The sequence below is a fragment of the Rhizobium sp. CRRU65 genome, assembly GCF_048551595.1.
Taxonomy (GTDB): domain Bacteria; phylum Pseudomonadota; class Alphaproteobacteria; order Rhizobiales; family Rhizobiaceae; genus Rhizobium; species Rhizobium leguminosarum_J.
Map to the genome: position 1 here is coordinate 619,677 of NZ_JBLYZH010000002.1, position 26,069 is coordinate 645,745.

Annotated in this window: 33 protein-coding genes and 7 pseudogenes; 23 read left to right on the plus strand and 17 right to left on the minus strand. The window is 58.2% G+C overall.

From position 1 onward, the window contains the following. Window positions 1–143: 143 nt before the first annotated feature. On the plus strand, window positions 144–455 hold the full coding sequence (locus ACM5SV_RS06120) for a hypothetical protein (protein WP_419425151.1): 312 nt from the start codon (window positions 144–146) through the stop codon (window positions 453–455). A 311-nt stretch (window positions 456–766) separates the two neighbouring features. Here ACM5SV_RS06120 and ACM5SV_RS06125 read toward each other — a convergent pair whose 3' ends face one another. Then, the gene (locus tag ACM5SV_RS06125) at window positions 767–1,015 is read right to left on the minus strand and encodes a helix-turn-helix transcriptional regulator (protein WP_003553710.1); all 249 of its coding nucleotides are present in this window, start codon (window positions 1,013–1,015) and stop codon (window positions 767–769) included. 119 nt (window positions 1,016–1,134) lie between these two features. Here ACM5SV_RS06125 and ACM5SV_RS06130 point away from each other — a divergent pair, with 119 nt between their 5' ends. Continuing rightward, window positions 1,135–2,025, plus strand: coding sequence for a LysR family transcriptional regulator (locus ACM5SV_RS06130; RefSeq protein WP_419425152.1), 891 nt, complete (start codon window positions 1,135–1,137; stop codon window positions 2,023–2,025). Between the two features lie 731 nt (window positions 2,026–2,756). On the opposite strand, the gene ACM5SV_RS06135 is transcribed toward ACM5SV_RS06130, so the two are convergent. From ACM5SV_RS06135 to ACM5SV_RS06150, 4 genes are all read right to left on the minus strand, one after another. Continuing rightward, window positions 2,757–3,020 (minus strand): hypothetical protein, encoded by a 264-nt coding sequence (locus ACM5SV_RS06135; protein WP_003553714.1) that lies wholly within the window; start codon window positions 3,018–3,020, stop codon window positions 2,757–2,759. Between the two features lie 4 nt (window positions 3,021–3,024). Beyond that, window positions 3,025–3,837, minus strand: a complete 813-nt coding sequence (locus ACM5SV_RS06140; protein ID WP_222005615.1) for a Ku protein — start codon at window positions 3,835–3,837, stop codon at window positions 3,025–3,027. Between the two features lie 11 nt (window positions 3,838–3,848). Further along, window positions 3,849–4,757 carry a Ku protein gene (locus tag ACM5SV_RS06145; RefSeq protein WP_012763479.1) on the minus strand — a complete coding sequence of 303 codons (909 nt, stop codon included), beginning with the start codon at window positions 4,755–4,757 and terminating at the stop codon, window positions 3,849–3,851. A 61-nt stretch (window positions 4,758–4,818) separates the two neighbouring features. Next, entirely contained in the window at window positions 4,819–5,019 is a 201-nt protein-coding gene (locus tag ACM5SV_RS06150; protein ID WP_419425153.1) for a hypothetical protein, read from the minus strand. Between the two features lie 68 nt (window positions 5,020–5,087). Between ACM5SV_RS06150 and ACM5SV_RS06155 the strand changes: the two genes are divergently transcribed. Together ACM5SV_RS06155 and ACM5SV_RS06160 are read left to right on the plus strand one after the other, a co-directional pair. Continuing rightward, window positions 5,088–5,270: a DUF3606 domain-containing protein gene (locus ACM5SV_RS06155; RefSeq protein ID WP_012763478.1), complete on the plus strand. Its 183-nt coding sequence runs from the start codon at window positions 5,088–5,090 to the stop codon at window positions 5,268–5,270. A 152-nt stretch (window positions 5,271–5,422) separates the two neighbouring features. Next, window positions 5,423–5,659, plus strand: coding sequence for a hypothetical protein (locus tag ACM5SV_RS06160; protein ID WP_012763477.1), 237 nt, complete (start codon window positions 5,423–5,425; stop codon window positions 5,657–5,659). Between the two features lie 296 nt (window positions 5,660–5,955). Here the strand turns inward: ACM5SV_RS06160 and ACM5SV_RS06165 are convergent, their stop codons facing one another. Continuing rightward, a complete protein-coding gene (locus ACM5SV_RS06165; protein ID WP_221990660.1) occupies window positions 5,956–6,309 on the minus strand; it encodes an RT0821/Lpp0805 family surface protein in 354 nt (117 codons plus the stop codon). 215 nt (window positions 6,310–6,524) lie between these two features. Between ACM5SV_RS06165 and ACM5SV_RS06170 the strand changes: the two genes are divergently transcribed. Next, window positions 6,525–6,758 carry a toxin-activating lysine-acyltransferase gene (locus tag ACM5SV_RS06170; protein WP_280114190.1) on the plus strand — a complete coding sequence of 78 codons (234 nt, stop codon included), beginning with the start codon at window positions 6,525–6,527 and terminating at the stop codon, window positions 6,756–6,758. A 387-nt stretch (window positions 6,759–7,145) separates the two neighbouring features. Here ACM5SV_RS06170 and ACM5SV_RS06175 read toward each other — a convergent pair whose 3' ends face one another. Then, window positions 7,146–7,757 (minus strand): AraC family transcriptional regulator, encoded by a 612-nt coding sequence (locus ACM5SV_RS06175; protein WP_419425154.1) that lies wholly within the window; start codon window positions 7,755–7,757, stop codon window positions 7,146–7,148. 22 nt (window positions 7,758–7,779) lie between these two features. On the opposite strand from ACM5SV_RS06175, the pseudogene ACM5SV_RS06180 reads away from it, so the two are divergent. From ACM5SV_RS06180 to ACM5SV_RS06195, 4 genes and pseudogenes are all read left to right on the plus strand, one after another. Next, window positions 7,780–8,554 (plus strand): annotated as a pseudogene (locus tag ACM5SV_RS06180) (alpha/beta fold hydrolase). Between the two features lie 433 nt (window positions 8,555–8,987). Continuing rightward, a complete protein-coding gene (locus tag ACM5SV_RS06185; protein WP_419425155.1) occupies window positions 8,988–9,437 on the plus strand; it encodes a hypothetical protein in 450 nt (149 codons plus the stop codon). 612 nt (window positions 9,438–10,049) lie between these two features. Then, window positions 10,050–10,979 (plus strand): universal stress protein, encoded by a 930-nt coding sequence (locus ACM5SV_RS06190; protein ID WP_419425156.1) that lies wholly within the window; start codon window positions 10,050–10,052, stop codon window positions 10,977–10,979. Between the two features lie 105 nt (window positions 10,980–11,084). Further along, window positions 11,085–11,380 (plus strand): annotated as a pseudogene (locus ACM5SV_RS06195) (transposase); the annotation flags it as partial. 24 nt (window positions 11,381–11,404) lie between these two features. Here ACM5SV_RS06195 and ACM5SV_RS06200 read toward each other — a convergent pair. Then, entirely contained in the window at window positions 11,405–11,698 is a 294-nt protein-coding gene (locus tag ACM5SV_RS06200) for a hypothetical protein (protein ID WP_012763472.1), read from the minus strand. 23 nt (window positions 11,699–11,721) lie between these two features. On the opposite strand from ACM5SV_RS06200, the pseudogene ACM5SV_RS06205 reads away from it, so the two are divergent. The 4 genes and pseudogenes from ACM5SV_RS06205 to ACM5SV_RS06220 all read left to right on the plus strand — a co-directional run. Beyond that, a pseudogene (locus ACM5SV_RS06205) lies at window positions 11,722–12,240 on the plus strand (SDR family NAD(P)-dependent oxidoreductase); the annotation flags it as partial. Window positions 12,241–12,279: 39 nt separating this feature from the next. Further along, window positions 12,280–12,665, plus strand: a pseudogene (locus tag ACM5SV_RS06210) (cysteine hydrolase family protein); the annotation flags it as partial. Between the two features lie 89 nt (window positions 12,666–12,754). Then, window positions 12,755–13,153 (plus strand): low affinity iron permease family protein, encoded by a 399-nt coding sequence (locus ACM5SV_RS06215; RefSeq protein ID WP_017996659.1) that lies wholly within the window; start codon window positions 12,755–12,757, stop codon window positions 13,151–13,153. 240 nt (window positions 13,154–13,393) lie between these two features. Further along, entirely contained in the window at window positions 13,394–13,519 is a 126-nt protein-coding gene (locus tag ACM5SV_RS06220; protein WP_260696086.1) for a hypothetical protein, read from the plus strand. On the opposite strand, the gene ACM5SV_RS06225 is transcribed toward ACM5SV_RS06220, so the two are convergent. Further along, window positions 13,516–13,764 carry a hypothetical protein gene (locus ACM5SV_RS06225; protein WP_419425157.1) on the minus strand — a complete coding sequence of 83 codons (249 nt, stop codon included), beginning with the start codon at window positions 13,762–13,764 and terminating at the stop codon, window positions 13,516–13,518. The two genes, ACM5SV_RS06220 and ACM5SV_RS06225, sit on opposite strands and share 4 nt — an antisense overlap. A 656-nt stretch (window positions 13,765–14,420) precedes the next feature. Between ACM5SV_RS06225 and ACM5SV_RS06230 the strand changes: the two genes are divergently transcribed. The 3 genes from ACM5SV_RS06230 to ACM5SV_RS06240 all read left to right on the plus strand — a co-directional run bounded on the left by ACM5SV_RS06230 (window position 14,421) and on the right by ACM5SV_RS06240 (window position 15,485). Further along, window positions 14,421–14,714, plus strand: coding sequence for a hypothetical protein (locus ACM5SV_RS06230; protein ID WP_128439045.1), 294 nt, complete (start codon window positions 14,421–14,423; stop codon window positions 14,712–14,714). An 85-nt stretch (window positions 14,715–14,799) separates the two neighbouring features. Next, complete coding sequence (locus tag ACM5SV_RS06235) at window positions 14,800–15,075, plus strand: helix-turn-helix domain-containing protein (protein WP_281024004.1); 276 nt, start codon at window positions 14,800–14,802, stop codon at window positions 15,073–15,075. Window positions 15,076–15,221: 146 nt separating this feature from the next. Next, window positions 15,222–15,485: a hypothetical protein gene (locus ACM5SV_RS06240; RefSeq protein WP_419425158.1), complete on the plus strand. Its 264-nt coding sequence runs from the start codon at window positions 15,222–15,224 to the stop codon at window positions 15,483–15,485. 94 nt (window positions 15,486–15,579) lie between these two features. On the opposite strand, the gene ACM5SV_RS06245 is transcribed toward ACM5SV_RS06240, so the two are convergent. Next, window positions 15,580–15,768: a helix-turn-helix domain-containing protein gene (locus ACM5SV_RS06245; RefSeq protein ID WP_128449983.1), complete on the minus strand. Its 189-nt coding sequence runs from the start codon at window positions 15,766–15,768 to the stop codon at window positions 15,580–15,582. 454 nt (window positions 15,769–16,222) lie between these two features. On the opposite strand from ACM5SV_RS06245, the gene ACM5SV_RS06250 reads away from it, so the two are divergent. Both ACM5SV_RS06250 and ACM5SV_RS06255 read left to right on the plus strand, forming a co-directional pair. Continuing rightward, entirely contained in the window at window positions 16,223–16,819 is a 597-nt protein-coding gene (locus tag ACM5SV_RS06250) for an alpha/beta hydrolase (RefSeq protein ID WP_419425159.1), read from the plus strand. A gap of 34 nt (window positions 16,820–16,853) precedes the next feature. Beyond that, window positions 16,854–17,759, plus strand: coding sequence for a hypothetical protein (locus ACM5SV_RS06255; RefSeq protein WP_419425160.1), 906 nt, complete (start codon window positions 16,854–16,856; stop codon window positions 17,757–17,759). Between the two features lie 408 nt (window positions 17,760–18,167). On the opposite strand, the gene ACM5SV_RS06260 is transcribed toward ACM5SV_RS06255, so the two are convergent. Next, window positions 18,168–18,350, minus strand: coding sequence for a hypothetical protein (locus ACM5SV_RS06260; protein ID WP_012763465.1), 183 nt, complete (start codon window positions 18,348–18,350; stop codon window positions 18,168–18,170). A 485-nt stretch (window positions 18,351–18,835) separates the two neighbouring features. Here ACM5SV_RS06260 and ACM5SV_RS06265 point away from each other — a divergent pair, with 485 nt between their 5' ends. Beyond that, window positions 18,836–19,156 carry a hypothetical protein gene (locus tag ACM5SV_RS06265; protein WP_419425161.1) on the plus strand — a complete coding sequence of 107 codons (321 nt, stop codon included), beginning with the start codon at window positions 18,836–18,838 and terminating at the stop codon, window positions 19,154–19,156. 921 nt (window positions 19,157–20,077) lie between these two features. On the opposite strand, the gene ACM5SV_RS06270 is transcribed toward ACM5SV_RS06265, so the two are convergent. Both ACM5SV_RS06270 and ACM5SV_RS06275 read right to left on the minus strand, forming a co-directional pair. Further along, window positions 20,078–20,212, minus strand: a complete 135-nt coding sequence (locus ACM5SV_RS06270; protein ID WP_128407353.1) for a YHYH domain-containing protein — start codon at window positions 20,210–20,212, stop codon at window positions 20,078–20,080. A gap of 491 nt (window positions 20,213–20,703) precedes the next feature. Further along, window positions 20,704–20,898 (minus strand): hypothetical protein, encoded by a 195-nt coding sequence (locus tag ACM5SV_RS06275; protein ID WP_003553092.1) that lies wholly within the window; start codon window positions 20,896–20,898, stop codon window positions 20,704–20,706. Between the two features lie 89 nt (window positions 20,899–20,987). On the opposite strand from ACM5SV_RS06275, the gene ACM5SV_RS06280 reads away from it, so the two are divergent. Both ACM5SV_RS06280 and ACM5SV_RS06285 read left to right on the plus strand, forming a co-directional pair. Then, window positions 20,988–21,224 (plus strand): spike base protein, RCAP_Rcc01079 family, encoded by a 237-nt coding sequence (locus ACM5SV_RS06280; protein WP_017996650.1) that lies wholly within the window; start codon window positions 20,988–20,990, stop codon window positions 21,222–21,224. Window positions 21,225–21,265: 41 nt separating this feature from the next. Beyond that, window positions 21,266–21,664, plus strand: a pseudogene (locus ACM5SV_RS06285) (DUF1515 domain-containing protein). A 1,084-nt stretch (window positions 21,665–22,748) separates the two neighbouring features. Here ACM5SV_RS06285 and ACM5SV_RS06290 read toward each other — a convergent pair. After that, window positions 22,749–23,039 (minus strand): hypothetical protein, encoded by a 291-nt coding sequence (locus tag ACM5SV_RS06290; RefSeq protein ID WP_003553088.1) that lies wholly within the window; start codon window positions 23,037–23,039, stop codon window positions 22,749–22,751. A gap of 109 nt (window positions 23,040–23,148) precedes the next feature. Here ACM5SV_RS06290 and ligD point away from each other — a divergent pair. Beyond that, window positions 23,149–24,187: pseudogene (gene ligD, locus ACM5SV_RS06295) on the plus strand (non-homologous end-joining DNA ligase). A 59-nt stretch (window positions 24,188–24,246) separates the two neighbouring features. On the opposite strand, the pseudogene ACM5SV_RS06300 reads toward ligD, so the two are convergent. From ACM5SV_RS06300 to ACM5SV_RS06310, 3 genes and pseudogenes are all read right to left on the minus strand, one after another. Beyond that, window positions 24,247–24,366 (minus strand): annotated as a pseudogene (locus ACM5SV_RS06300) (twin-arginine translocation signal domain-containing protein); the annotation flags it as partial. Between the two features lie 198 nt (window positions 24,367–24,564). Continuing rightward, window positions 24,565–24,849, minus strand: coding sequence for a hypothetical protein (locus ACM5SV_RS06305; RefSeq protein WP_012763461.1), 285 nt, complete (start codon window positions 24,847–24,849; stop codon window positions 24,565–24,567). Window positions 24,850–24,954: 105 nt separating this feature from the next. Beyond that, window positions 24,955–25,236, minus strand: a complete 282-nt coding sequence (locus ACM5SV_RS06310) for a hypothetical protein (protein WP_080518594.1) — start codon at window positions 25,234–25,236, stop codon at window positions 24,955–24,957. A 56-nt stretch (window positions 25,237–25,292) separates the two neighbouring features. Here ACM5SV_RS06310 and ACM5SV_RS06315 point away from each other — a divergent pair, with 56 nt between their 5' ends. Beyond that, entirely contained in the window at window positions 25,293–25,787 is a 495-nt protein-coding gene (locus ACM5SV_RS06315; protein ID WP_017996649.1) for a hypothetical protein, read from the plus strand. The last annotated feature ends 282 nt before the right edge of the window (window positions 25,788–26,069 follow it).

Genomic DNA, 26,069 nt, shown 5'->3' on the forward strand with positions numbered 1-26,069 from the left:
CACAAAAAATAGGCATTTTAAGGATTCGATTGGCGCATAACAGGACTGAGTCCTTCCCTTTACGGGTCCGAGTTGCCCTCTAACATCATCAATTCCCTACCGTTTTTCACGGCAAGCCGATACCGGAAGCGCTGTTAGACGACATGGTACTCACAGAAGTTGAGGCGCACCTCCTGGGCAGTGGTCGCCTCGCAAATGTGCTTGGTCGCCTGAAAAGCGAAATGAGTAAGGAGAAAGAACAGAGCAACCTCAGGCTCGCAAACCTTCGACAGGAAACCGCGAAGGCGCGATCAGTCTTTAACAACCTGCTGAACGTCGCTTCACTCACGGATGATCTGCAATCCGATCCCGTCCTCATCGAACGAATCGCAGAAGCACAGGGCAACGCCATGACTGGAACGCGCGCTAGAAAGCCAAGTCTCTCTCATCGACGTTTCGGCCGACCCCACGTCTGATCAAATTGATCAGTTCTCTACGGTAATGGCGGAACGATTGAGGTCGGACGATCGTCGACTCGCCAAGGGATTTCTTAACATCATGTTGTCGGAGGTTCTCGTCGCTGCCGACCAAATAACGATTACGGGATCTGTAACAGATTTAAAGCGGCATATCGCGAAAATGGACGCGGAAGTCATTGAAAACCAAGCTATGCCAGCGGTTCATAGATATGGACGTAGATGGTGCACCCGACAGGATTCGAACCTATGACCTTTGAAATTGATTTCCGGAAGCTAAGTTGCGAATAAACGAGGTTTACTCGGCTCAATCAAGCGTCATCAATAGAAGAACGAAGCCGCACCCCGATTCCTCCTCCGGTGACTTCGCCATCAGCCTGAAAGATGATTCCTGCGGCTTCGAAGGTGAGCGTCAGAAGGCGAAGATTGCTTTCACGCATATCTCCACCTTTTTCAAAGGCGCGTATCGAAACCGCGCTTATCGATGTTCGCTCAGCCAGGTCCCCTTGGGTCCAATCCAAAAGCGCTCTTGCAGCGCGACATTGCGAGTGCTTCAGCATAAAACTTTCGTTTTTAGAAAGTTGGGTATTGAAAACAAAACTTCAGACTGCTATTCTGGCGTAACTTACCTTTTACGAAGCATCGTTGCAACAAATGCGGCGTGCGGCGGAGCTCGTTCATGGAACTACGGCAGCTCTCCTACTTCGTCGCGGTGGCCGAGGAACTGCATTTCGGCCGGGCAGCCGCCAAGGTGCGCATCGCCCAGCCGGCGCTCTCCAACCATGTGCAGGCGCTGGAGCGGGAACTCGGCTGCGCGCTGTTCATCCGCTCGACCAGGCGGGTGGAACTGACGCGGGCAGGGGAGATCTTCCACGAGCGCTGCGTCGGGATCCTGAGCGAGGTCGATCTGTCCGCCGAGATCACCAGGGCGGTGGCCGGCAAGACGATAAGGCAGATCAGGATCGGCACCGTCTATCCCGCCACCACCGGCGTGCTGCCGGCGTTTCTGGCAAAGATCGCCCGCAAGTACCCGGATATCCGCATCCATATCTCAAGCGGCAATACCGGCGACATCATCCGCGGCCTGGAAAACGGCCAGATCAATCTCGGCTTCATCCGACCGGTGGAAAACATCGGCTCGTTGCGCTTCTCCTCGATCGCCCATGAGCGCTATATGCTGGCGGTGGCGAGGACGAACCCACTGGCGGAGCGGACGGAGATTGGCATCGACGACCTGCGCTCGGAAAGGATCATCGCCTTCAATCGCAAGAACCTCTCCTACACCGAGCGGTACTTCAACGAGAAGTTCGAGGAATACGATCTGACCCGCAACATCGCTTACAGCTGCGACGACACCTATTCACTGGTGTCGCTGGTCTCGGCCGGGCTTGGCATCGGCTTTGCGCCGGAATGGACCGAGGGCCTGCCGAACCGGGCCTTCGAGCTGAAGGCGGTCAGGGGCATCGATTTCAGGATCGGGCTCGGTGTCGCCTGGAGCAAGGACGACCCAACCGCCTCGCGCGATGACATCGTCGATATCGCAAGGTCACTGGCTCGGCCGGCCAGGTGAGGCGAGGGAGCCCACGGGTCCGCCCAAAGCGGAACGGCTTGCAGGGACGGGGGATCAGGCGAGTAATGGGAGTCAGGCGGTTCTGGCGCAACTGCCTCGCTGATCATGCCCCTGCGTCATCTGCTGCCAGATAGATCGACTCCTTGATCTAGTACCCTTCGATCGCAGTGAAAGCCTTCAATCGCCGCGCAACAGCAAGCCTGCCTAAACCGATCGACTTATCATAGCGCGCCCGGTCGCTTCGAGGGGATTGGTTGCGAAGATGCAAGACGTCACGCCGCAGGGTTGGGAGCTGGGTTTCCGATAGCGACGGGGAAGGTGAGGTTGTCGAGCGTGTGGGTGCTGTGACATTAGCACCACGTTCGGGACTCGGAGGCGTAAGGCTGATCGGGACGTTCTTTGGTGCGATTGAGGGCGTGGGACCAGAACTCGCCGGGAACTCGACTCTCTGAGCGCTGTGTACGACCGCGACCCGGATCCCACTGACGACCCCGGCGACGAGGTCGACGAACCTTCGAATGGCCGGCCCGCTGCCCAAGACTGACCACGCCGTGGGGTCAGATTGGTTCCTTGTTCAGGATCCATGAGCACTGAATTTCTTTGCTCGCAAGGCTGCTGAAATGCTTTTGACCACGGATGTATTGGCACTGGTAAGAAGGCGCTGAGGAAGGTCGGTGCGGTTTCGCCACGGCCCTTTTTTGTTTGAGAGGCTGGGGTTTCCTCAGGGCGGCTCAGTGCCACGTATCCAGCAACGGCTCGTCGTCGTCAAAGTTTCCATTGCTGGCGGCATCGTACGAGTTGATGCTCCGGCCGCCGCCACGCGTGCCATATGCCGTCAACTGCACCATGACCTCTTTCGCACGCTCGATGGCCTCGTCTTCGCTTGCAGCATGACCGTCCGCGACCTTGATCGACACCAATTCCCCGTCGTCGCCGAGAAAGTCTACCCGCCATCCGGTTGTCTCGTGAACAATCTTCGTTTCCAGCAAGTGCATGGTACTACCCTGACTTCCTACCTTTGAGATCTGCCTCGACGCTCTTGCGGAGCGCGTCCATGATGCTGACCACATTGGACTTCGGAGCGGCTTCGGCCGCCTTACCCTTCGCCGCCTTTTTCGGCTTCAGCGCCTTCTTTTTCTCATCAATGAGCTTGAGCAGGCTTTCCTGAATGGGATCGCTGACCATGTCCGGAGACCAACGCGCGGTCTTTTGCTTAATAAGCTGCTGCACAAGGGGAATGAGATCCGGATCGGCCTGCTCGTCGATGTCTTCGAAATAGTTCTCTTCCGGCCGAACCTCGTCGCCGAAACGCAAAGTCCAGAGCACGATGCCTTCGCCGCGCGGTTCCAGGACGACCGCCCGCTCTCGGCGGCCCATCACGAGCTTCGACACGCCGAAAACCTTGTCGGCCTTCATGGCATCCCTGATCACCGCGAATGCCTCGTTGCCGACGGCGTCGTCCGGCATCAGGTAATGCGGCTTCTCAAGATAGATCCACTCGATGCTGTCGGCCGGGACGAACTTGTCGATGTCGATCGTCTTCACCGTGTCGAGCGCGACGGCATCCAGATCGTCCTCCGTGAGGATTACGTAGTCGTTCTCCCCGCGAGCGTAGCCCTTGGCTTCGTTCTCGTCCTTGACGGGCTTGCCCGTGACGGAATCGATATACCGGGAGACGACCCGGTTGCCCGTCTCCTTGTTGAGTGTATGGAAGCGAACCTTCTCGCTTTCGCTGGTGGCCGGGGTCATGGCCACGGGGCAGGTGACGAGGGAAAGTTTGAGATAGCCTTTCCAGTAATATTTCGGAGCCATGACCTATCCCCCTAGCTGGCCTTGCGCCGCGGAGCGGCCCCGGAAGAGGCGGCTTTCGAAGCCACTCCGCGCGCGGCGCGCTGCCTGCCAGTGCCTTGATTGGCATTGGCCGCAGTGCGTTTCGGTTTATCGTCAGCGGCCTTCATCATCCCAGCACTCTCGCGGAGCGCGGCCAGAAGATCGTTTGGCTTCGAGACCTGCACCTTCTTCGGCTTCGGAAGCGACTTGCCTTCCAGCTTCGCCTTCACCAGATCCGCGAGGGCGGCTTCGTAGCGGTCGTCGAAGGTCGCCGGGTCGAACTCGCCCTTCTTGGTGCTGATGATGTGCTTGGCCAGATCGAGCATTTCGCCCTCGATCTTCAGCTTGGGCATCTCCTCGAAAGCCTTTTCGGAGGAACGAACCTCGTAGTCGTAGTTGAGCGTGCTGGCGATCAGGCCCTTGCCATGCGGCCGTATCAGCACCGTACGCATTCGACGGAACAGGACGGTGCGGGCGATGGCCGCGACCATCGACTTCTTCATCGCATCTCGCAGAGCAGCGAACGCGTCTCCGCCCATCTTGTCGGGCGTGAGGTAGTACGGCTTGTCGAAGTAGACGTCGTCGACGTCGGAGCACGGGATGAACGCCTCGACCTCGAGCGTCTTGTTGCTCTCAGGGATCGCGGCGGAAATTTCCTCGGGATCGATGATGAGGTACTGGCCGTTCTCGATCTCGAAGCCCTTGGTCTGGGCTTCCTTCGGCACCGGATCCTCGGTCTCGCTGTCTATGAAGATGCGGTTGACGCGGTTGCCCGTGGCCTTGTTGATGGTGTTGAAGGTGATGCGCTCGCTGGTCGAGGCTGCCGTATAGAGAGCGACGCCGCAGCTTACCTCCCCGAACTTCAGAAAGCCTTTCCACTGCGCACGCTGTCCTGACGGCATGACAAATACTCCGAATCACTGATACGCGACTCAAAGACGTGTCAGGGTGATTCGTTCCGACTCAAAACGAATCATTTTTCAATAGTTTACGGAAATTCTCTCCCAAATTGATTCCGCCGTCTCCGCTGGTCGAATTGCGCCCGGCAGTAGTGGAAAGCGGTGGAGATTGTTTAGTTCGAGAGCCACAGCAACCTGATTCCTCCAGCGCCATGCCGGGGAGCTTAGGGAATTCCGCGGCCGCTTCAAGCGCGGCATCATCCACTATCTCCCGGGAACCACCGGAATCGTTATGAGTTTCTACTGCGGACGTTCATTCGAAGGAGAAACCCGATGGCACAGACACCGACATCCCGAGGCCGCGCGCAGGATCGAGCCCGCGTGGCCGGCGGCCAGGATCACGAGGTCAAGTACGAAGCAAAGAAGGAGGGCGTCTCGAAAGATGCCGTCAAGAAGGCCGTGAAGAGCGCTGGAAACTCAAGGAGGAAGGTCGAGGCCGAAATTGACCGCCGTTAGGCGGCCCGAACGAAGTTGCTCCGTCCACGGAGGAGGCAGGTCCCGTGGGTGTTCCTGGCTTTCCTAATCCGGGATAATGGCGACGCCGGTGTCTCGTAACGAGAAGCAGTCATAGCCACGCAAGCCTGCCGCCTCCATGTCTGGGGTAAAGCATGTCCAAGTGCATAGAGAACGACCACCTGCTGATGTCGAAGGCGGTCCGTGAATGGTATCGGTACTACGAGGTGGAGTGGGACGATCAAGCCTCCTCGTTTTTGTGTGATGCCGCCATCGAACTCTACAACGAGGGCTGTCGCTCGCTAGAGGAGATGGCGACCGTTCTGATCGGCACTTACGTCGGGCTGGCCGCCACGCGCGTAAACGCGCCATCTTCGAACTCAGTCCATTGACAGGCCAGATCAGATCGGACCGGACTCGACGAATTCCGACTGCATGATCCGGCCGTAACTTCTTCCAGCCGTACAGCTTTTGAGCTGCTAGCCGCTCGACGAGTCCTTGCTACGACTCGTTCCGGTGTCTTAGCTTTTCGGTGCTCGCGCTGTCGCGCCGTTGCATGGGCCGCTTCGCTGCGACCGGTCGTGGGGCCGGCCGTTGCGATGGACATGGGGTTCGTGCGTCTGATCGTTGTCCGAAGAGAGCACGGCGAAGGTCTCCTTGATTCGAGACCGGACGTCGAGCGCTAGTCCTATTGCCGTCCCAGTTTCCAACTATCGCCAGATGGGCAGGCCACGCCGTTGAAGCGCGTGATGCCGTCGAGAGATTGCCGACTGGTGACAAAACCGCGACATCCGTCAGGCCCATCGTTACTGGCATCGATCTGCTCGATAACACCCGCGCTGCCCGTCGATGGGTTGGCCCAAGCAAGCGCAGTTGCTCCTACGGCACTGTGACCCACCGTATCTGCGATCACCGCTTGATCGGTCAAAGGCGACTGGTGCGGGATTGCTGACTGGGCGAGGGGCGTCTCAAGCGGCTCGATATGCGAGCATGCCGCCAAAGCCACGATACTGATCGCCGAGATGGAGTGCTTCAGATTCATCGGTCGGATAATGAGGTTTGCTTGTCGTGTTTCAAGTTACTAATGGTTCACAATGTTGCGAGGTTTGAAGAAGACGCGGTCGCTTTGAGACGGCTCGAACTTGTTCTCCAAAGGGGTCAAGAGACCTTCAATGAGAACGGCCGGACAATGATCTCTACGCGTTTTCAGCCGTTCGTTACGATCACCGCAATAAAGCGGGTGGGTTCCCGGTCCGGCTGAAGCCGGAAGACTGGAAGAGTGGTGACACCGTTTGGCTGCTCGACGTGATCGCGCCAACGCGCGAACTGGCAACGATGGTGCTAACGAATTTCCACCAGGTTGCGAAGCAAGACAACATCAAGATCCACCCGATGGTCGCGCACCTCGTTGATCCTGAGGTTCTTGCGAAACTCTCCAAAATCCCCCAAGCGTCGGCCCACGGCGAGCAACACGCGAATACTTTGAACTGACGCCCGTAGGGCGTCAGTATCTCCGATCCTTTTGGCGTTAGACAGGCATGTCGATATAGTGTGGCTGTTGCGCCTAATGGCGAGCGGAGTAGCATTCAGTCCTGATGCCTAGCTTAGGATGTCGTGCTGAAATCATATGGCTGTGATCTGATCGCGAAGTAACTGCAACAATATAATTGCTTCTTCGAATTTGAGCGGAAATATGCGCAACTCGAAGATTGTACTTCCCACACCAAATGAAATCAATGAAGCGTTTTCATACATAAAACAAAACGCACCGAAATTGATTGAAAATTACAGAATCGCAGCCCTGCAGCTTTCTAAGGCGCCGAAAGATTACAGCTTAAGTGACGAAGAAAGAGCAGCTAGCATAATTGTGCCTGATGATTACATAAATCTGCGAAATTTCATAAACGATGCGTACAAGGGAAGAGATCCTGTGTATTTGTCGCGCCTATATTCAGGAATACATAAAATTATTATTTCATCCGAGGCGTTGAGATGACCGACTTTATCGTGGATGCAGCTAATTTTCGCACGCTCGCTCGCATGAGCGATTCCTCCGGTCTGGAGGTACTTCAGACGCCGGTTTCGCTCCGCGCCGACGACCATGCGGGCGAAGACACCGCCATGTGGCCCGGCCAGCAGGCGGTAGCAGAGTTCGCGCTTGACGCCGGGATAGAGCAGCGGGATTGCCTGCGGCTCGCCAAGCAGGCTGACGGCGCGCGCGGCGCAGCCGAGGATCGCCTCGTTGAGTTCCATAACGAAGGCGGCGGCATGCTCGTCGGAGGCCGGAGTGGGCGGTGCCTCCATGCTTTCATAAACTTCGCGTAGGATCGCCTGGTCGAGTTCAATGACGGCGCTGAGATAGGGCGCATCCGGTGCGCCGTGCACCACCTGGCTTGCACCCGGCATCTCGACGCTGACGACCATGGCCTGGCTGGTGCGATAATGGAGCCTTCGTTCGCCGAACGTCGTCCATTTCGCGCCCTGCACCACGATGCAGAGCGCCGGCCGGTGGATGATGAACAGACGCACATTTTCGAAAACTTTGCTCGTCGGTGCTGCCACGTCACTTGTTGCGACACATGCCGGCCTGGCCGCCACCACGCCTCCAAAGGCGCGCAATGTCGTTCTCGTACATGGACTTTTCGCCGACGGATCGTGCTGGACCGAGGTTATCGCCCTGCTGCAAGCGAGGGGCCTAAACTGCACGGCGGTCCAGAACCCGCTCACTACGCTGCCCGATGCCGTGGCGGCCGCCCGGCGCATTCTCGACCGGCAGGACGGTCCGACCGTCTTTGTCGGCCACTCCTTTTCGGGAATGATCCTCACCGAAGCAGGCGTACATCCGAACGTCTCTTCACTGGTTTATGTCGCTGCCCGAGCACCGGATGCAGGTGAGGACTATGCAGCTTTGGCAAAAACCTACCCGACACCACCCGCAACCGCGGGCATTGTCTTCGACGGCGACGAAGGACGGCTGACGGAGGAAGCGTTCCTGCGCGATTTCGGGGGCGAACTTCCCGAGGCCAGGGCGAGGGTTCTCTATGCCGTTCAACAAGCATTCCAAAAGGCGTTGCTCACCGGCAAAACCTCAAACGCTGCTTGGCGTTCCAAGCCAAGCTTCTACGCCGTTTCGACACAAAGATGGAACGATAAATCCAGACCTGCAGCGTTTCATGGCCAGACGCATGGGCGCTAAAGCCATCGAACTTGAATCCAGCCATCTGTCGCTCATTTCACATCCGAATGAGATCACCGAGCTCATTCTGGAAGCTGCCGGGCAATCATGACATTGAATCCCCTGACGCCGCGCGAGCCGACATTCCGAGCCTAATCGCTGCCGGCAAGGCCAACGGGGAGAGCGCCGAGGCACAGGTCGGCGAACGCTTTGCGGCACCCAATGGCGGCGTTTGGTGGTCTGAGCCATGCGTATCACTTGCCAAACAGCCAGCCAAGCAGGCCTCTGCGAGCAGGCTGCTGGCGGGCATCTGGCATGACTGGGGGAACTGCGGCGCTCGGTGGTTGTTCACGATGTTGGAAGGTCTGAAGAAGACGGTCGCTTTGATATGGCGCGAACGTTAATGAGCACGGCCTTACAACGATCTCTACGCGTCAGCCGTTCGTTACGATTATCGTGATGACCAAGTCTTCGTTGCTGACCCAAGCGACACCCAGTAATCTCGCCTTCTCATCGACATATCGGCAGTGGCAGGCAGCGATTTCATGGCAATTCTCTTCAAAACAACAATCAGCGAAAACACCGCATTCGAGATGATCGAGCGGTCACTGTCAGGCGTTTACCAATATGACGGTTACCTCAATGTCGCGAGCGATGCGGGCGAGACGGCATTGTCTTGGGGTCCGGCAATGCATGCCGAAGAGTTCAAGGCAGAGGTCAGTCAAATCCTACGGCAGACTTGGGATGCTGCCCGCTTCTGGGTCATCTATCAGCGCCGCGAAGACCGGAAGGATCCGGTAGGGACTGACATCCGCAACGCGGCTTTCCGCCTGACGCGCGGATACAGCGGCGTTATCGTTGTCACGCTAAGCCTCCTTGGGAAGCGCGACAGCGCCAATGACCTGGAGCTCATCTTCGTCTGCTTCGAGCAGGATTTTCACAGAAGGAATTTTCGCGTGCGCTACGAGGGGAAGCCGTTACCAAACCAGGATTGACGCCGAGCCGAGATCTCGCGACGGCAGGGAACAAAACATACACCACAAGAAGATGGGACAAGTTATGGTTGCGGTAGGATTTCCAATAAAATTATACGAGTTAATTCGAGCCGCCGATGAAACTGTACCGGGCACCTGCACGACAGTGTAGCTCTCGCCGCAAGCGTCGCGGGGGAGGGGCTCGGAAACAAGCCTTCGCTGCCGACGTCGGGTAGCGTCATCTTCTGGTCGCGCAGCATCGCCGCCGTCATAGGGATCACCGGGGTTCCCGCCGTTTCGCTTATGCGTCCCAGTGCCCTCGACTTGACTCGTTGATGCTCGCGGGCGAAGATGGAGTTATGAAGACCCGAGAGATATACTCCTGCTCTTGCATCCGGATCTGCTCTATCGCGGAGCACTAGACCCGGACCGGGTTCTGTCGCTCCCGCGTCTTGGGTTCAATCTATATAGCTCCTGCTTTTGTACGCGACGAGTTTGCGAAACCGCAACTGTGCTGGAACATTCAGCGATCTGCGGTCGCGAAGAACGTAGCCATGCGGTCGGCAAAGCCTGCCGCCGACGTGCCGGACCGCATCAAGCGACCGACGCGTCTCAGATCATGGGAATAGAAACATGTTCAATCCTTCACTGGATGTGTCGGGCGATGCAGTCGTCAACCAGATACCAAGTCATATTGTTTTCGCCACCGACTTCACGGCGCGATGTGATCGCGCGCAGGATCGCGCGGTGCAGCTTGCCATCGAATGGAGTGCCAGTCTCACAGCTGTTCACGCAATCGACGATGCCGGCATAGCTGCCAACGCCTCGGTCCGCCATGCTCATCAGATCGCTGCGCGCCGAAAAGCCAAGCGCCTGCGCGAGGATCTGGCAGGGATCGAGGGTCTTCGTTCGTCCGTTCTCGTCAAAAGCGGAAGACCGGCAACAGTGGTTCAGGCACTGGCCACGAGAGAGCGGGCTGATCTGATCGTCACCGGCCTGGCAAGAAGCATGATACTGGGCGTGCTGCCGATGGGCAGCACCGTCATGACTCTGGCGCGGTCATCAATTGTTCCGGTGCTCGTGGTGAAGAAGAAGCTCCTGGACACGAGGTCACGAATGTTGGTGGCCACCGACCTAACGGCGTCCTCTAGCACCGCTTTGCAGGTTGCCCTGAATTGGTTCCCCAATGGCCAGCATGGTCTTTTTCACGTAATCGATCCGCCTTACCGGATGTGGGCGGAGGATAAGGCGGCTTACCTACGCCAAGTTGAACAGTTCGCGATCGATGAATGCGCGCGGTTCGCCGTCGAGGCCGCTGGCGCGGCCGCGCCGAACAGGTTCGATATCACTGTGAGAGATGGTGACGTGGTGGACGCCCTGCGCCCAGTGGTAGACCAGGGGGACCTCGACCTTGTCATTGTTGGGACCCATGGCCGCGCAGACGTGATGAATTTCCTCCTGGGCAGCGTGTCATCTCGAATTGTGAATGAGATCGAGAGTGATGTGCTGGTGGTTCCTCCCAGTTTTAGTGGGCTCCGCTCTGGAATGCCGACGTTGGGCTGAGCTGAATAGCGATGAGTTTGCTGAGTTCATCCTGGAGACGTGACCTATTGCCCCGTTGAAATAATCCATTTTGAAGTAAGCTCTGGCCCTTGAGAGGACCAGAGGATGAAGCGCAATCGTTTCACAGACAAACAGATCATCGGCATATTGAAGGAGCACGAGGCAGGCACGCCGGTCTCGGAGCTTTGCCGCAAGCATGGCGTCAGCGATGCCAGCATCTATAAATGGAAGGCCAAGTAGGGCGGCATGGAGGTGTCCGAGGCCAAGCGGCTGAAGACGCTTGAGGACGAGAACACGAAGCTGAAGCGGCTTCTGGCGGATGCGATGCTCGACAATGCTGCCTTGAAAGACCTTTTGGGAAAGAAGTGGTGACGCCCGCGGCCAAGCGGAAAGCTGTTGCGAAAGCGACAGGACAGCTCAATGAATCAGTTCCGCGGCATGTTCATCACCGGTGCGTCGCTGGCCGCCGAGGGAGAAGTGACAAGGACGTCATCCTCAGGTCCGGTCATGGCGGGCGGTTCATCGGTCTCAGAAGCATCGTCGTCGCCGAACGTCGCGATCTGAACCATCAAGGCCTTCGCCCGACGCACGGCACCGTCGCCGTCGACGCTGCCGTCGGTGGCCATGCGAACGGAGACCGCTTCATTACCTTCCCCGGTGAATTCAACGGTGATCGTGCCTTCGTGAACATTGCCTACGCGAGTGTCTAAGATCTGCATTCTATGTCTCCTGTTCGAAAACGTTGAAATGCACAGATGCCGAGCGGGTTCCCGTCCACTTCATCATAACTGGCGCGGGTTCAGGTATAGGGCTGGCAACTGCACGGCTCCTCGCGTCGCACGGACATGACCTCGCTCTGTTCGACCAAGACCTCGAAGCCTTGAAGTCGATAGCGACAACTCTCGTGGACGGTGAACGCGTGCTTTGCATAGGTGGCGACGTCTCGTCCGAAGCTGACATGGGCCGCGCAGCCGAGGATATCGCTACGCGGTTTGGCCGGCTGGATGCGGTCGTGGCCAACGCCGGCATTAAAGGCGTGTGGGCGCCTGTCGACGATCTGACGCCTGACGAGTGGGATACCACTATCCGGGTCAACCTGCGCGGCACGTACCTGGCGCTCAACAAGACTGTTCCTCTCCTCAAGGCCATCGTCGTTGTGTCGTCCATCAATGGTGTCAGGACGTTCACCAATCCCGGTGCGACAGCCTACAGCGCCACCAAGGCCGCTCAGGTCGCGATGACCGAGCAGCTTGCGTTAGAACTTGGACGTCGAACTCTCCACGCGCTAAGCGGAGAGGACGATCTTCACGCGGTGTGGTGGATGATGACGGGCGAGCACCTGCACTCGGAGCTTGTCGACCTCCTGCCCGAATTGCGCAGTCTCGTTCCGCCCGCGCGCGTCTTCGACAAATCGGCATACTCGCCCTGGGTGGACGGAAGGCTGGACGGCCAGCTTCAAAGCGAGCACGTCCGAACGCTGGTTGTGACCGGCGGTGAAACCGACGTCTGCGTAAGCGCCGCGATCTACGGAGCCATCGACCCGGGCTACCAAGTCATCCTGCTGAAAACGCCGTCTGCAGCGGCGCCGACGAGACTCACGACGCATCCAAGAAACTGCTGGGAGAGCGGTTCTCCGTCCAGTTAGAAATCATGGAGACGGCTGCTTTTTTGTTTCAGGTCCGCTAGATGAGACCTCTTTCCCGGACCTAAGTCCCTGGTGCGGAACTCCTTTACGCTTGACCACGTTTTCCTGAGCAGGGAGCACAGGAGATACCATGTCGAAGTTCTTTTCAAAATTCGCCACTGCCATCGCAGATCTCTCCGGCAAGCCTGGCACCTTCGTGCTGGCGGTCGCGCTCGTCCTTGCCTGGGCGGTCTCAGGCCCTTTCTTCGGCTATTCCGAGACCTGGCAGCTCGTCATCAACACCTCGACGACGATCATTACCTTCCTGATGGTGTTCGTCCTTCAGAATTCGCAGAACAGAGACGGCAAAGCTCTACAGGCCAAGCTGGACGAACTGATCCTGACGTCGCAGGCTCAAAACAAGTTTGTAGGCATCGAAAGGCTCGACGAGGAGTCCTTGCGCGAGATGAGCAGGACGCTTGCCGAAAAGGCGGAATGCGTCGAGGACGTCGCGGACGAAAAGGCGCAGCGCAACAACGCGTCTGCCTGACGCGCCTGGCGTTCGCAATTGCTGGGATTGACGTCGTATGAGGCATCGCGTGATCCGTGATGACGACGTCCGGCAACGGACCTAGCTCGAGTACCTCGTCGAAGTCTTTGTGCTTGGAGACACATGTAGTGGATCGATGCTCCGGAGACAAGCGCCTGCATTTGCGCCACTAATCGGTCTCCGCGACCCTCGGGATCCGATCTCGCCCGTATAATCATCGACCGCTACCCCGGAATTCCGGTGATCCTGGCGACAGGCTACGGCGATCTTCCAAGCGATGAGGAATCGACGCTGCCGAGGCTCGCCAAACCGTTCGGACAGGCACAGTCGCAAAGGGCGCTCGCTGCCGCCGTCGCCGAAAGCTAGATACCGAAAGGCCGGGAACTCAAGTAGTCCTCCTGGATCGTCAGCAGCTTCTTGTGTCCGTCGAGCTGCGCGGTAAGGTAGCGGCGTCGAACTCCCGGCCGGAAGCGTTCTTCAACTCGTCGAGAGACGCCTTCGGCGTCGAGAATCTTCTCGACATCCTCGTTCGACGGTGGCTTCAATGTACCTTCGGCCTTGCCGCCCATCTCCATGGACTTCAGGATGTCGGCAATCGTCTCCTGCCCCACTTCGCGAACGTGCGACGGCTGCGATCTTCAGCATGTTACGGCGGTTCATCGGATTCTCCCTGCTTGACGCGGTTGCTGATGCACCGCTTAACCTCCACGTCCGCGGTTCGTTCCGACCGCACCCTGGGAGCGCACCATGCTGCTCGCTTCAAGGCCGTCCAGAGGCCGGCAGGGCAAACGCCAGGAGTGAGGGCGGACACCAGGCAGAAATAGGAAGGCGAGGCGGGACCGACGCGGCCAGAAGCGGGTTCAGTCATGGCAGCTTCCGACCGGCTCCGAGAATATCGGGTCGATATTGCTTCAGTCGGATGAGGACGCAGGCCAGAGCGAGGAGCGCCGCCATGCCGATAGCGGTTGCCGCTACATATGTTCCAGAATGGACGAGTCCCGCGAATAGGAACAGCAGCCCTGCGATAGCGCCGATAACGGAGAGTCTTGATAGCATGGGAACCTCCCGTTGACATTCCATGGGAACGTCGGAGAGACGAGAAGGGTTTCCGTACGGCGCCGGACGAAGAGGATCGGAACGTCCTTGTGGTCGCGGAAGCAGGATAGTCCGGGTATCGTGTGTAACTTTACCGGCGCGCACGACTGGGAGACGCTCTGCTCTTGCCACATCCTTGGGGGGCATCGTCATCCTTCAGTCCGAAATTCGAATGATCTTCTCGCTTCTCTTTCCGTCGATGCCTGGGCGCTGGTTCCACCTCCAGCCGATCGATCTACCTCGGGACTTTCAGATCGGTCACAAGGACAGCGCGATCGCCTATCACTACTTCCCGGAGGCCGGCGTCGCCTCAATGGTGGCGGTATCCCCTGTCGGCGAACGAGCGGAAGTCGGCCTTATCGGCCGTGAGGGCGTCACCCCCTTGGCAACGATGGCCGACGCCAGCCGGCAGCCCTTCGAGTTCATGATGCAGGTTTCGGGTGGATGCTCTCCGGCGCTTGGTTGAAGAAAGCCGGTCATCCAGAGAGACGCTCGAGTCCTTCACCGCGCGTCTCTTCACGCCGACCGCATATACGGCGCTGTCAAATGCAGTGCACCACGTCGATGCGCGACTCGCTCGGTGGATCTTGATGATCGACGACCGTGTCGATGGCAACCACATCGACGTCACGCATGAGTTTCTGGCTGTCATGATAGCGTCGGGTCGCTCGGGCGTCACGGACGCGCTGCATGTACTGGAGGGAAAGCGCTTGATATACTCCAACCGGAGTTTGGTGACAGTCCGCGACAGGGCAGCGCTCGAAGAATTTGCGGGACCCGCATACGGACCGGCGGAGGGAGGCCTCGTCCATGAGCTCGCCTCATAGGAACGGGTCGGAAGCGATCCGCCGTTGCTGTTGTCAACTCCCGACGCTGTCGAACGGTCGTCTTCGAAGAAGGCCAGATCGACGCTTTGGCACACCATGCGCGACTGCATGATCGCGGCAAGCGCGTCTAGGAAAGCTTCCACTGCGTGCTCAAGTTCGAAACCAAGTTCGAGTCTTTACCCAATGCTGATCGCGGGCATTTTCTACGGAACGACGATGTTGGACAAAGCCGGCGAGGCATGCGAGACCATGGCGAACTTTACGAATTAGACGCAATTCGGCTCCCGGTGCTCGACAAGCTCGAGGACGTCGGCAAGCCTGGAAGCTTCAGAAGAATTCGCCAAGTCGCTCTGATAGGCGGCGGCGTTCCCATTTCTGCGATCGGCTATTTGCAAGCGAGGAGTGGCTGAAACCGCTCCATTTCGAGGTAATGCTTGGTTTCGTGATTAGGCATTTTTGCGATACGCGGGTCCGGCGTCGCGGCCCGACACAACCGAGCGCGTCTCACGCGAGAGCGTGGTCAATACGTGCGAGGTGGTTTTGAGGAACCTCCGCGCCAGGTTCCTCCGCAGCCGCGAGTTCCGCCAGAGTGAGGCCAGTTGCTACAGCAAGGTCTTCCAGACTGTAGCCTTTGGCGAGCCGCGCCTCGCGGCGATGAGATGCCGCGGTCTTGGGAGTGGAGATCTGCTCCATGTCTCGTCGTTTCCGTTGTAAATGGTCTTCAGTTTTCAGAGGCGACACGTAGCTGTCGGAGGCGTTCGTTCTTCTCCTCGCGTCGTCTGCGTTCCTCTTCAGCGGCTTCGGCCGCGGCCTTGTTTGTTCGCTCGAATGCTTCCGCGCGTTCCTGCACGGTCAGAGTGCGTCTGATCCTGCTTACCATTGGAATGTTCCTTGAGGGTTTTCCCATATATGGGTGGATTGCCAAGCCGCTTCAACACCTTGAGCGAAGTGTCTGGTAGCGTACCGCCCTTGAGCGGGCGCTTGCGAAGGGCGCGATCGGCACCCATCTATGTCGGGCCACCCCATAATCGCGAAGCTCCGCAGATGTCCGCCGGCGTCCGCGTCGATGCTCGCGCGTCGGGTGAGAGGGCGGCTCCCCTTCTTCGGGTGAGCCCCCTCGGTCCATTTCAGCAATCCACGGAAAACCATGGCCTCTCACGATCACCTCGTCATATTCTTGCACGGCATCGGGGCGTCTGGCGCTCAGCTCATGCCATTAGCGTCATCATGGCGACCAAAGCTTCCGAACACCCGCTTCGTCGCTCCAGACGCCCCGATGCATCATCGATATGGGCACCAGTGGTTTTCGACCGAGGGAAACCCTCTCGATGCAGCACGTATCCGAACCGCGCGCGAGGCCTTCGACGTTCTCATAAGCGACGTCGTCCGCAGGGAAGGTTTTGCCGAGGCTCATGACAGGGTTGCCTTCGTCGGCGTCTCGCAAGGTGCCATCGTCGCGCTCGACGCGGTTGCCTCCGGCCGCTGGCATGCCGGCGCGCTCGTCGCGTTCTCAGGTCTCCTTCCGCCGCAGCCGATTTCGCCCTCAGGCAAGAGCACGCCGATCCTGCTCGTTCATGGAGAGAACGATACGATCATACCGCCTATCGCTTCGAGGCTCGCCGCCGCGCAGCTGGGAACGGCCGGCTTCAAGGTCGAGCTGGACGTCGAGCGCGGAACGGGACACACGATCTCCAGCGCTGGCGCACAGAAAGCCCTGTCTTTCTTGAAGAAGAACCTTCCTTGAGCGAACCGCATGCCAACTTGACCGTTTTCCTTTGATGACCGACGAGCAACGCCAGCAATCTGGAGCAGACGAACCGTTACAGGAAACGGTGGCCTTCGCGTTCGACCGGATGACCGTCGCCAGGTTCCGGGAAGTCTTCCCGAACGCGCGGTGGAGCGACACACTCCAGGCATGGACGGTGCCCGGCAAGACGGCGCGCCGCCGCATCGATCGCTGGCTGGCCTCGGAAGATGCTCGGCACTCGCCCTTCGAAGAAGAAAGGGGGCGCGACGCCTATCAGTTCGAACCGATCCTCAGTTCATACCTGCAGGTCTACGACCGCGGCTTCCGAATCAAGACGCCGTTCTCCCGGACGGTCGTTGACGAGCTCCGTCAGATACCTTTCGCTCGCTGGAACGGCGACGACAAGGTTTGGGAAATTCCGTTCGCATCGTACGACGATCTTCAGCACCGGTGGGAGGCGATCGAAGAGGCGGCCAGGAGGGCAGAGCCCGAGGAGCGGCGCAAGCGTGCCGAAGCGCGTAAGGGCACCGAAGAGGAGGCGAAGGCACGGCGTCGCACTCAGGAGCGAAAGAAGCGTCGGTTGCCGGTGTCGAGGGACGACCTTCCTCCCATCAGCAGGCCCGTCGCGACCTCGGCATTCGGAATCGTTGTCATCACCGAAGTGACGGGCGAGATCGTCGATCCGGAAGAAGTCATTGAACACCACCCCGATGCGAGCGATGAACACGTCTGGGCCGAATGGCGCGCCGCCACGCTCGAGGAACTGGTGCACACCTGGCCGCTACGAGATCCACCGGGAGAATATGAGAAGATCCGTGGCTGGTGGCAGCCGACGCTAGACGAACTGCGGGATGCCAGAAGAACAGCGAAATCCCGCGAGCGACGAAAGTCCGTTTCCCTGAGACCTGGCGAGGAAGCGTCCACAGGTCCTGAGTGACGTATCTTTCCCAGGCCTTTCGGGAAGCGACCTTCGAGGTCCGCCGGCCGCTTCCCGACTCCGAGCGTCCCGTCGCCTGGCGCTCAAGGAGTTCGTCACGATACGCCTCAACAGCACATCACTGTATCGGGGTGATGAAACTCGTATGAAGAGTTGCAGTACGGCCGCACCCAAAGTTCGTTTGATCGGGTGAAAAGCGAGACGGTCCGGGCGGTTAGGCTGTGGGCGGGCTGTGGATATCCTGTGTGCATAGAAAGATGAATGAACCCGTCGTTCCGGCTCCGTTCATGACGCGCTTGCTCGACCACTCCGACTCGGACGAAGTTCTCCTCAACCAATCTCTGGCCTCCGCCGCAAACGTCGCCGGGATGGTCAGGGCGCTCCCCATCGGGTCGAGCGCCCCTTTTTTTAACCGCTTCCTGGTGACACGCTCTCGTCGCACTTGTCGGGCAACGCTCCGGCGCCGGGCGTCTTGCTCTCGTCTTGCAAGTGCTCCTTGTCATGAGGACCCGCAGCCGGTTGATCCTGACCGTCGACTGGTTTCTCGCCGGTCTCCTCGATCGCCTGCTGGGCTTTCGTGTCCTTGTCCATCTCGCTCTCCTTGCCGTGGTTAGAGAAAACCCGCCGCGCCAGAGAGAGTTCCTGTCGACAAGCAAAAGCGCGCGTATCGACGGTTAAATGAACCCGGATCGGCGCCTTGACGCCCGCCGGTTCGGGGAGGTGGGACGTTCCCGCCGGACGCCGCTTCAGTCACGCGGTTGGCGGTTGAAGGCTCGCGCTTCAACCTTCTTGACGAATACCCGCATTCACTCTGATCTGAGCGTATCCGATATGAACGAGATGCGCGGACCGCGTCGGAGGACACAGCCTCGCCCGCCGAACTGTCTCATTCCCGGCGAAACGGAAGGCCCTGACTGAGGACGCCCCGAGTTGACGCCGGGAAGTTTGCTCGCGATTGAACGTTTCTTCCCCTTGCCCCACCTTGCTTGGTTTCCACGGGCCACTCGATCACACAGGTGTTGACTCCAGTTGGGATTAGAACAAATAAAGAACACTATCATTGTTGGTGCGACATCATGTTGGACAAAGTCAAGAAACCCGCAACAACGAAAACGGCTTTCGACATGTGGTGGTCGGCGCTTCCGTTGGAGGTCCGGCAGATCAACGACTTGGCATTTGCAAGACGTTGCTTCCGCGCCGGTCACGTCGCAGGAGCGAAGCCAGGCAAAAGTAAATTTACTTTTCTTGCGGGCCGGCTGGTCGTCTCCGTGTGGGCGACGAACAGCAAAGACGCGGCGAGGGACGCCGCCATCGAACTTGACTACCGGATGGCAAAGGCTGGCAAGCGGCCGCCAGCGACCGGTTGGAAGTTGACGCCCGTCGCTGACAACGCCTGAAATCCATCCCTTCAAACGCTTACGGCTCTGGACGGTAAAAGCCGCGGCCGATCAGGGACAGGTTCTCGTCGTGACCTGCAACTTATGCAGGGTGACACATAACTATCTGCCGGCGGATATCGAGGAACTATGCGGCAAGGTGATGCCATTCGGGATGATACAGGTAGAGGTTGACCATCAGGCCCCTGGCTTCTCGCAGTTCTTCCTCCCATCCCGACTTATTAATTATCAGCGTTTGTAGGACGCTTTCGGAAAACCCAAGATCGACGGCTAGATCAAGATCACTGTCCTCCCGTGCGGTGCCTCACTCGACTATCGAAGAGGTGGACGGCTTCTACGAGTGGATTCCGTTCGGCCCACCGTGCAACAGCGGCGAGCTGTTCGTCGTTAATGTCCATGTCCGCCCCCTGCTGAACTTAGCTGCCCGGAACGGGCGAATTGCAAAGGGTGCCCATTGCTGGGCACCCTCCGGTTACCAGAAAACGTGAAGGATAGCTGCTATACCGAACAGGCAGGCTGCTACGTTCACGTTGACCTTCACAGTCACAGAGGTGCGTTTCCACATGGGAAAGCCCTTTCTGGACCACGCCGGCGCAGCCCATGAGGGTTGCGGTTAAGCACCGTCGAAAGACTTGTACCCGGCTTTCACGGCAGCATCGGTCCATCGTAGACGACTGCAGACCGTCTCAGATGGGCCGCGTTCGACCTGGCACGGTTTCACTTGGCTGTCGGGCACCGCCCAAGGGAGCTGCTACATCGGACCAAACGGCCCCTGCGGTGGTGTCCAAATCGAGTATCCACCTGGTCGATCAGGACGGGGTCGGCATGGCGGCAGGGTGAAGATGTAAGGTATCACGGCAGTTCCGAATCGCGGGTCGGATTCAGACTGCCGGCAAATTCAGGCGCTGGACGCTTGCCACATCAATGGCAGTGATAGTCGCCTGTCTTGTGGTTGGTATGGCACCCGTTCTTATCGAGGCCGCCGCCGTGCGCAAAAGCGCTGACTGAAGACAAAGTGATTGCGGTCGCCGCGAGAGCGATTTTTAACGTTTTCATCGGTTGAGTTCCCCACCCAGTTACACCTTCAGTGAAGCACGCGCTCGACTAGAAGTCGAATCGATATCAACCGCTGATACACGGTGTGTTGATGGATGGTAAACGGTCGGCGGAGAAGGTGCCCCGCTATCTCATCTGCCTGAAAGCTGCCCACCCGCACGCCGCACCAACAGCTATTCCCATCGCAAGGCCGATCCGACTAGTGCCGAATAAAGTTGTTCCGAGAACCACACCTAGACCGACGCCTATACCAATACCTAAAGCCATCGTTCGTTGCGGTTATTGGCCGCCCTCACTTTCGGTTGGTGATCTCGGCGGTCCTGGCTCGACTTGCCCCGGCGTAAAGAAAGCCATGTACGCCACCGCTATGATCATCGCGACAACGAAGATAGTCAGCACGAATTTGATCATGCCGTGCGTGGCTTTTTGATCTGTGTTGCTCATGCGACTACAACATAGCCGCAGTATAGAAGTTCCGGCCGTTCGACATGCTAGCTGGTTAGCTGCTTAACGACGTCATCGATCGACTCCCTGACGGGATAATAGCTCGGCGAGGCATCTTTCCCCAGCACACTGACGTAAATGTGGGTGCTGCTGGTGAACGCCCTGATGGCGACCACATGCTCCGGATTGATGAAGATAATCGGATCGTTAGTGCCCGCGTAGTGGAACGGCACAAGTCTCATCTTGTCCTCCCCAGGTTAGCCCCATCCGCACTGAACGACCAAATGCACTGTTTGTTGCTGCGCATCTGAATTTTAGAAGGACAAAAATGATGGACCCTTCGATTGCTCCGGCCTCGCGGGCCGCAGTGGTGACGCCGAACGATACGGCCATGGTCGGTGCGCGCGCCCTCTACATCGGTACGGCGGGTGACGTAGCCATTGCGCCGCGTCGGGACATGGATCCTGTCATCTTCAAGAGCGTGCCGGCCGGGACGATCCTGCCGGTTCACGCTGCCATCGTGGCGCTGACCGGGACTACGGCATCCAACATCATCGCGTTATTCTGATGGAGAACGGCAAGAACGTCCCGCTGAACGAGATCGGGATACTGGGTAGCGCCGCGAAGGTGTCGCGATCCATCTTCATCACCAACCATCCCGCCGATCAGAGGGCAGGGGCTCATGACAGGCAGACCAACCGAAAGGAGGGCGGTGACCATAGGCGGCTCGACGAGCAGGCAAAGCAGATCCATCTGCTCGACATGACTGTAAAGTCAGCAGCAACGTCGATGGGCAGATCCGCGAGGAAATCAAAACCCTAAAGGACACCGTCGAGAAGAACCACGAGGCTGTCGCCCCCACTCTTGAGGAGTGGAAAAAAATGAAGACCCTCGGCTATGGCATTCCAGGGGCTGATCGCGTTCGCGGGCCTGACCATTGGCGGCATCATTGCCTATGCCAGCGATGGGGCAGTGGCGGCGCTTCGGCATTGGTTGAAGATTAACTGATTGCTCGCGATTTGCTCGGCGGATCAAAAAGAAGCTCCGTCGAAACGGGGCAGTTTGGGAAAGGGCGGATCGCACAGGCTGAAGGAAGGGATGGCGGCCGGCCCCGGGATTGGGGCCACCTGTGCGATCCTGTGGCCTAACAATAAATTGCCGGAAATGTTCCGGTGCGGTTCCGTACAAGAGTTAGAGAGCGGATCACCCCCGACCTGGCGTGGCTGAGGTTTATTCCCGGGGCGCTGTTCAAATCATACGGTTGTGGTGATTTTTGTTTAAATGCACGGGAAGAACCGACGGCTGTCCCGGCGGTGCAGCTCATTGGGACGCCCGACCGCCTGATGCTCTTGCGAATGCCAGGCCGCACGGGGGGAGAACCCTTATGCCTAAAGGGGGTTACATCAGCGCGGAGGAGCCATGGCTCGGTAAACGAGTTTGATCTCGTTGATCAAAAAATGCCCCGCCGAGGCGGGGCAAGTTCGGTGGCCTTAGAGGAACACACCATTGCGTTCCTTCCAGTCTAACAACCAAGGGGCACGCCCGGTTCCCGATACGCTTTTGTACCGATCCTCCAGGGCTTAACTGCCCAGAGAAAGAAAATCCCCGAAAGAACGGGGCTTAGGTAGGGGTGTGGTTTCTAGGCAGAAACGCATCGTGGCGTTGCTACAACTACATTGCATGATCGGGGTATTTTAGCAATTAATAATACTTCGATTCCCCAGCTCTTCGCTGAAATTAAGCATAATATGTGCGGTTGCGCGCTGAAGGAAAAAGTAACTTCAAATTACAGTTATGCTGAGTATTATTCGGTAGGCCCCTCAGCGATTACTTGCTAACCCCAAGCATAATGTCTCCTGTGCGTTGGGCGGCCTCCTACATCGCCTCGGGCTCCGTGCGGTCCCTTATCGACCATGTTTTCGCCGACCATGCAATTCTACCGTTCAAAAAAGCCCCGCTTTAGAGCGGGGCTAAGGTTGAGGTTTACGACCGGCCGCACGGCGAAGTGTCGGTGGCTGGAGTTATAACAAATCTCCGCACGGCCTACGCTCCTACGATCAACACCTGCCATTTGTTCCCGCCCCGACGATTTTTATCGGCCTTTTGGCCGACCATGCAATTCCAACAATTTTTCGTAGTGCTCCTCGACCCTCCGGCATGCCTCCCGGGATGTTGTCTCCCATCCGCTGTGAGGCACGATATGCTCTCGCACCCAAGGGACGTGAGTGGCGTTCCACTTCCACATCCCCATCTCGCCGTGGCTCGTTTGGTCTAGCTGGATGCGGCCGAAGGACTGCTCGCCGTCGAACCCGCTGAAGTCTTGGTGTCCTTCTCCCGGCCAGGTCTCGCGCCATTTGTATTTTGGTTGATACTGATCTGGCACCGGGTAGCCTCCGACCGTCGAGCGTGTCGCTAGATGTTCTCGACTTAGGCGGAGTCAATAACACGAATTGGGCAATTGCTTTTTAAGGCATTGCTGATGGGATGGCGGCATGACAAAGCCGCCGAAACCAAAGCCGCTCCTGCAGTATGCTGACAAGCCGGTTCGATCCCGGCCTCGCAAGCCACGAAATCCCGCACAGCCGAACCTTCCCCTCGACCCCATGCCGGATCGCATCGATCCATGCCTTGCTCTCCTGAAGCCGAAGCCGCCCAAAGGGCCGCAATGGGCCTTCGAAGTGAAATGGGATGGCTATCGCCTGGCAGTGCACATCGAGCCGACGGGCATTCGCATCTTGACGCGCGGCGGCCACGACTGGACGGATCGCTTCCCGGCAATCAAACAGGCGGCATTGTGGCTTCCCGTCGGTTCTGCAATCCTCGACGGGGAGGCTGTGGTTTGAGAAAGGCCGGTCGGATTTTGGCCTGCTGCAACAATCGCTCGGCGGGCGGGGCGGCAAGAAGAGCTCAAGCGACGCCATCTTCATGGCCTTCGATCTGCTCTATTTCGACGGCCATGATCTCAGAAATTCCGAACTCGACGTGCGCCGGCATCTGCTTGAGGATCTGGTGCCCGCCGGCGAGCAGGGCAATATCCGGCTCTCGGAGGAGATCGTGGCCGATGGCGATCAGCTGCTGGCAACGCTTGCGAACACGGGTTGGAAGGGATCATCGCCAAGCGGCGGGACGCACCCTATCGCTCCGGCCGGCTCGGTGACTGGCTGAAGATCAAATGCATGCAGAGCGACGGCTTCGCAATCGTCGGATACGAGAAGTCAACGGGATCGTTCGGAGGCATCGGCCGATTGCTGCTCGCCGCGCGCCAGGGAAACGAGCTCGTCTATTTCGGGGGAGTGGGGACCGGCTTTAACGAAACGATCCGCCGCCGAGATCCGCGAGCAAATGGACAAGCTGATCATTGGCAAGCCCGCGGTCGATACCGGCAGGAAGCGAAACGCAGTCTTCGTCCGGCCGGAGCTTGTTGCCGAGATTGAATATCGAGCCTGGACCCACGACGGCAAGCTCTGGCATGCGTCATACAAGCGGCTGCGCAACGAGCAGGATTATGCGGCCGTTTATGAGATCGAATAAGATGTGAAGCAGGGCGATTCGATGGGCTGCGCCGTGGGATCACGAGGGAACAATCTTTACCCCCACCACATGGCGCGGAGCCGTGCGTCTTCGGCAAAAGCGGGAATGGCGCTTCCGGCACCAAGGGCGAGACCGGCGGCCGCACCGGCTGAACCAATCAGGAATGAACGGCGATTAACCTAAATTGATAATCCTCCTTGTCCCGATTCCCCGCTGCCATCCTCCAATGGCGTTATCGGGCACTTTGTGGAGATTACGAAAAAAAATTCGGTGAAAGCAAATGTGGATTGCCGGAGCAATAGGACGTTAATGGCCACATCCAGAGGCTGGGGAGTATGGCCAAGCGCATTTATGCGTAGCGATGTGATTTCATTGTCTCAAGTCCAATTGCTCGAGGCAAACGGCCGCAGCGGCTTGAATTCCACCGCCTGCACAGCGCCCGACGAGGTCATCATCTTCGCCCGCTTTTGGGCGAGATTCGCCCACCACTTCGAGGTGGTCCGGATCTGATCAATGCCATCAAGTATACGAAGCATGTGCCGGGCTTCCGCAGCCTCCATTGTTACGAGTGGTATGCCATCCAGTCGTGCCGGTGCATCAGTTGCATTATCGATTATGGCCCAACTGGTATCACTCGCGTTCAAACGATAGTTGCTCGCCATTTTGTCCCTCCGGTGAAATGGCAAGATTGATGCAAAATTCCCGATGCGCACATCTGGCAAAAGGGATTGGCTCCACCACCAAAAGGCGAATCGGCTGTTTGAACGTTAAATCGCCGGTCCAGCAGGGTCTCGTTTCAACCCGCGACGTGATGCGGTGCCGCGCAGTCGAAATGGCTCCGCACCGCAACCCGCCGCTAGCGAACCAACAACAGCAACCAAAAACCGCTGGAGCGAACTCAAAACTGGATAAAACTTGGGGGCAAGGTCAACGACAATCGCGAATTGGCTGACAACCACGCGCTCATGCTTGCCGCCAACGCCGACTTCGACAGCGGGCTGACGGTCCTGAAGAAAAAGCGCCCTTGACTCCTTCACCAAAAAGAACAAAATAGCAACATTCCTGCGGCAACCTGATATTCCTATTCCAGCGTGGAGGATTTGGCATGCCCACCATTGTGTACAGAAACGATCAGAAAATCTCGCCACGCGATGTCATGAGATTCGCGGTCTACGCGGAGCACGTCAGCAGACAGTGCTATGACGTTTTCGAGGAAGACGGGTCGAGGTCTCGATCAGAAGCTCTTTCCCGTCGAGCGCAGGCCGTGTCTGATTCACTCGATTTTGGAGATGAACCACACTTCTTGGCGGAGGCGACGAAGAAGGTTCTCGCCCTTCGAGATATGGTCTCTGGCATGTGCTTCGATACGTTCGGAGAGCGCGGCCATATGGGCAAGTCCATGGACCTTCTCGGCATGGCCCGGGACGTGGACGAAGTGCTTGAAAAGTTCGTTATCTACCATCTTTCCCCGGAGGAGTTGGAAGCGGCAGAGACGGAATGGGCACATGAATCCCAGTTCCATGCGAAGATCGAAGGGGACAATTTGACGCGCGATGGGCCGGGCACCGGGGCGAGCGCTGGAAATCCTGCCGCCTCATGATCCCCAGACTTTCGGCATGAGAGCGGCGGCCGGCAGTATGGACTGCAGGGCTGGCCAGAAAAGCCCTCAGATATCAGCTGGCCGTGACGCGAAGGGGATCTCTGTAATAAAAAAAGCCCCGCCTGGGCGGGGCAGTTGACGGGCCTTAGAGGAACACACCATTGCGTTCCTTCCAGGCCAACAACCAAGGGGCAGGCCGGTTCCCGGTACACTTTTGTACCGATCCTCCAGAGCTTAACTACCCAGAGCAAGAAAAATCCCCGCAAGAGCGGGGCTTAGATA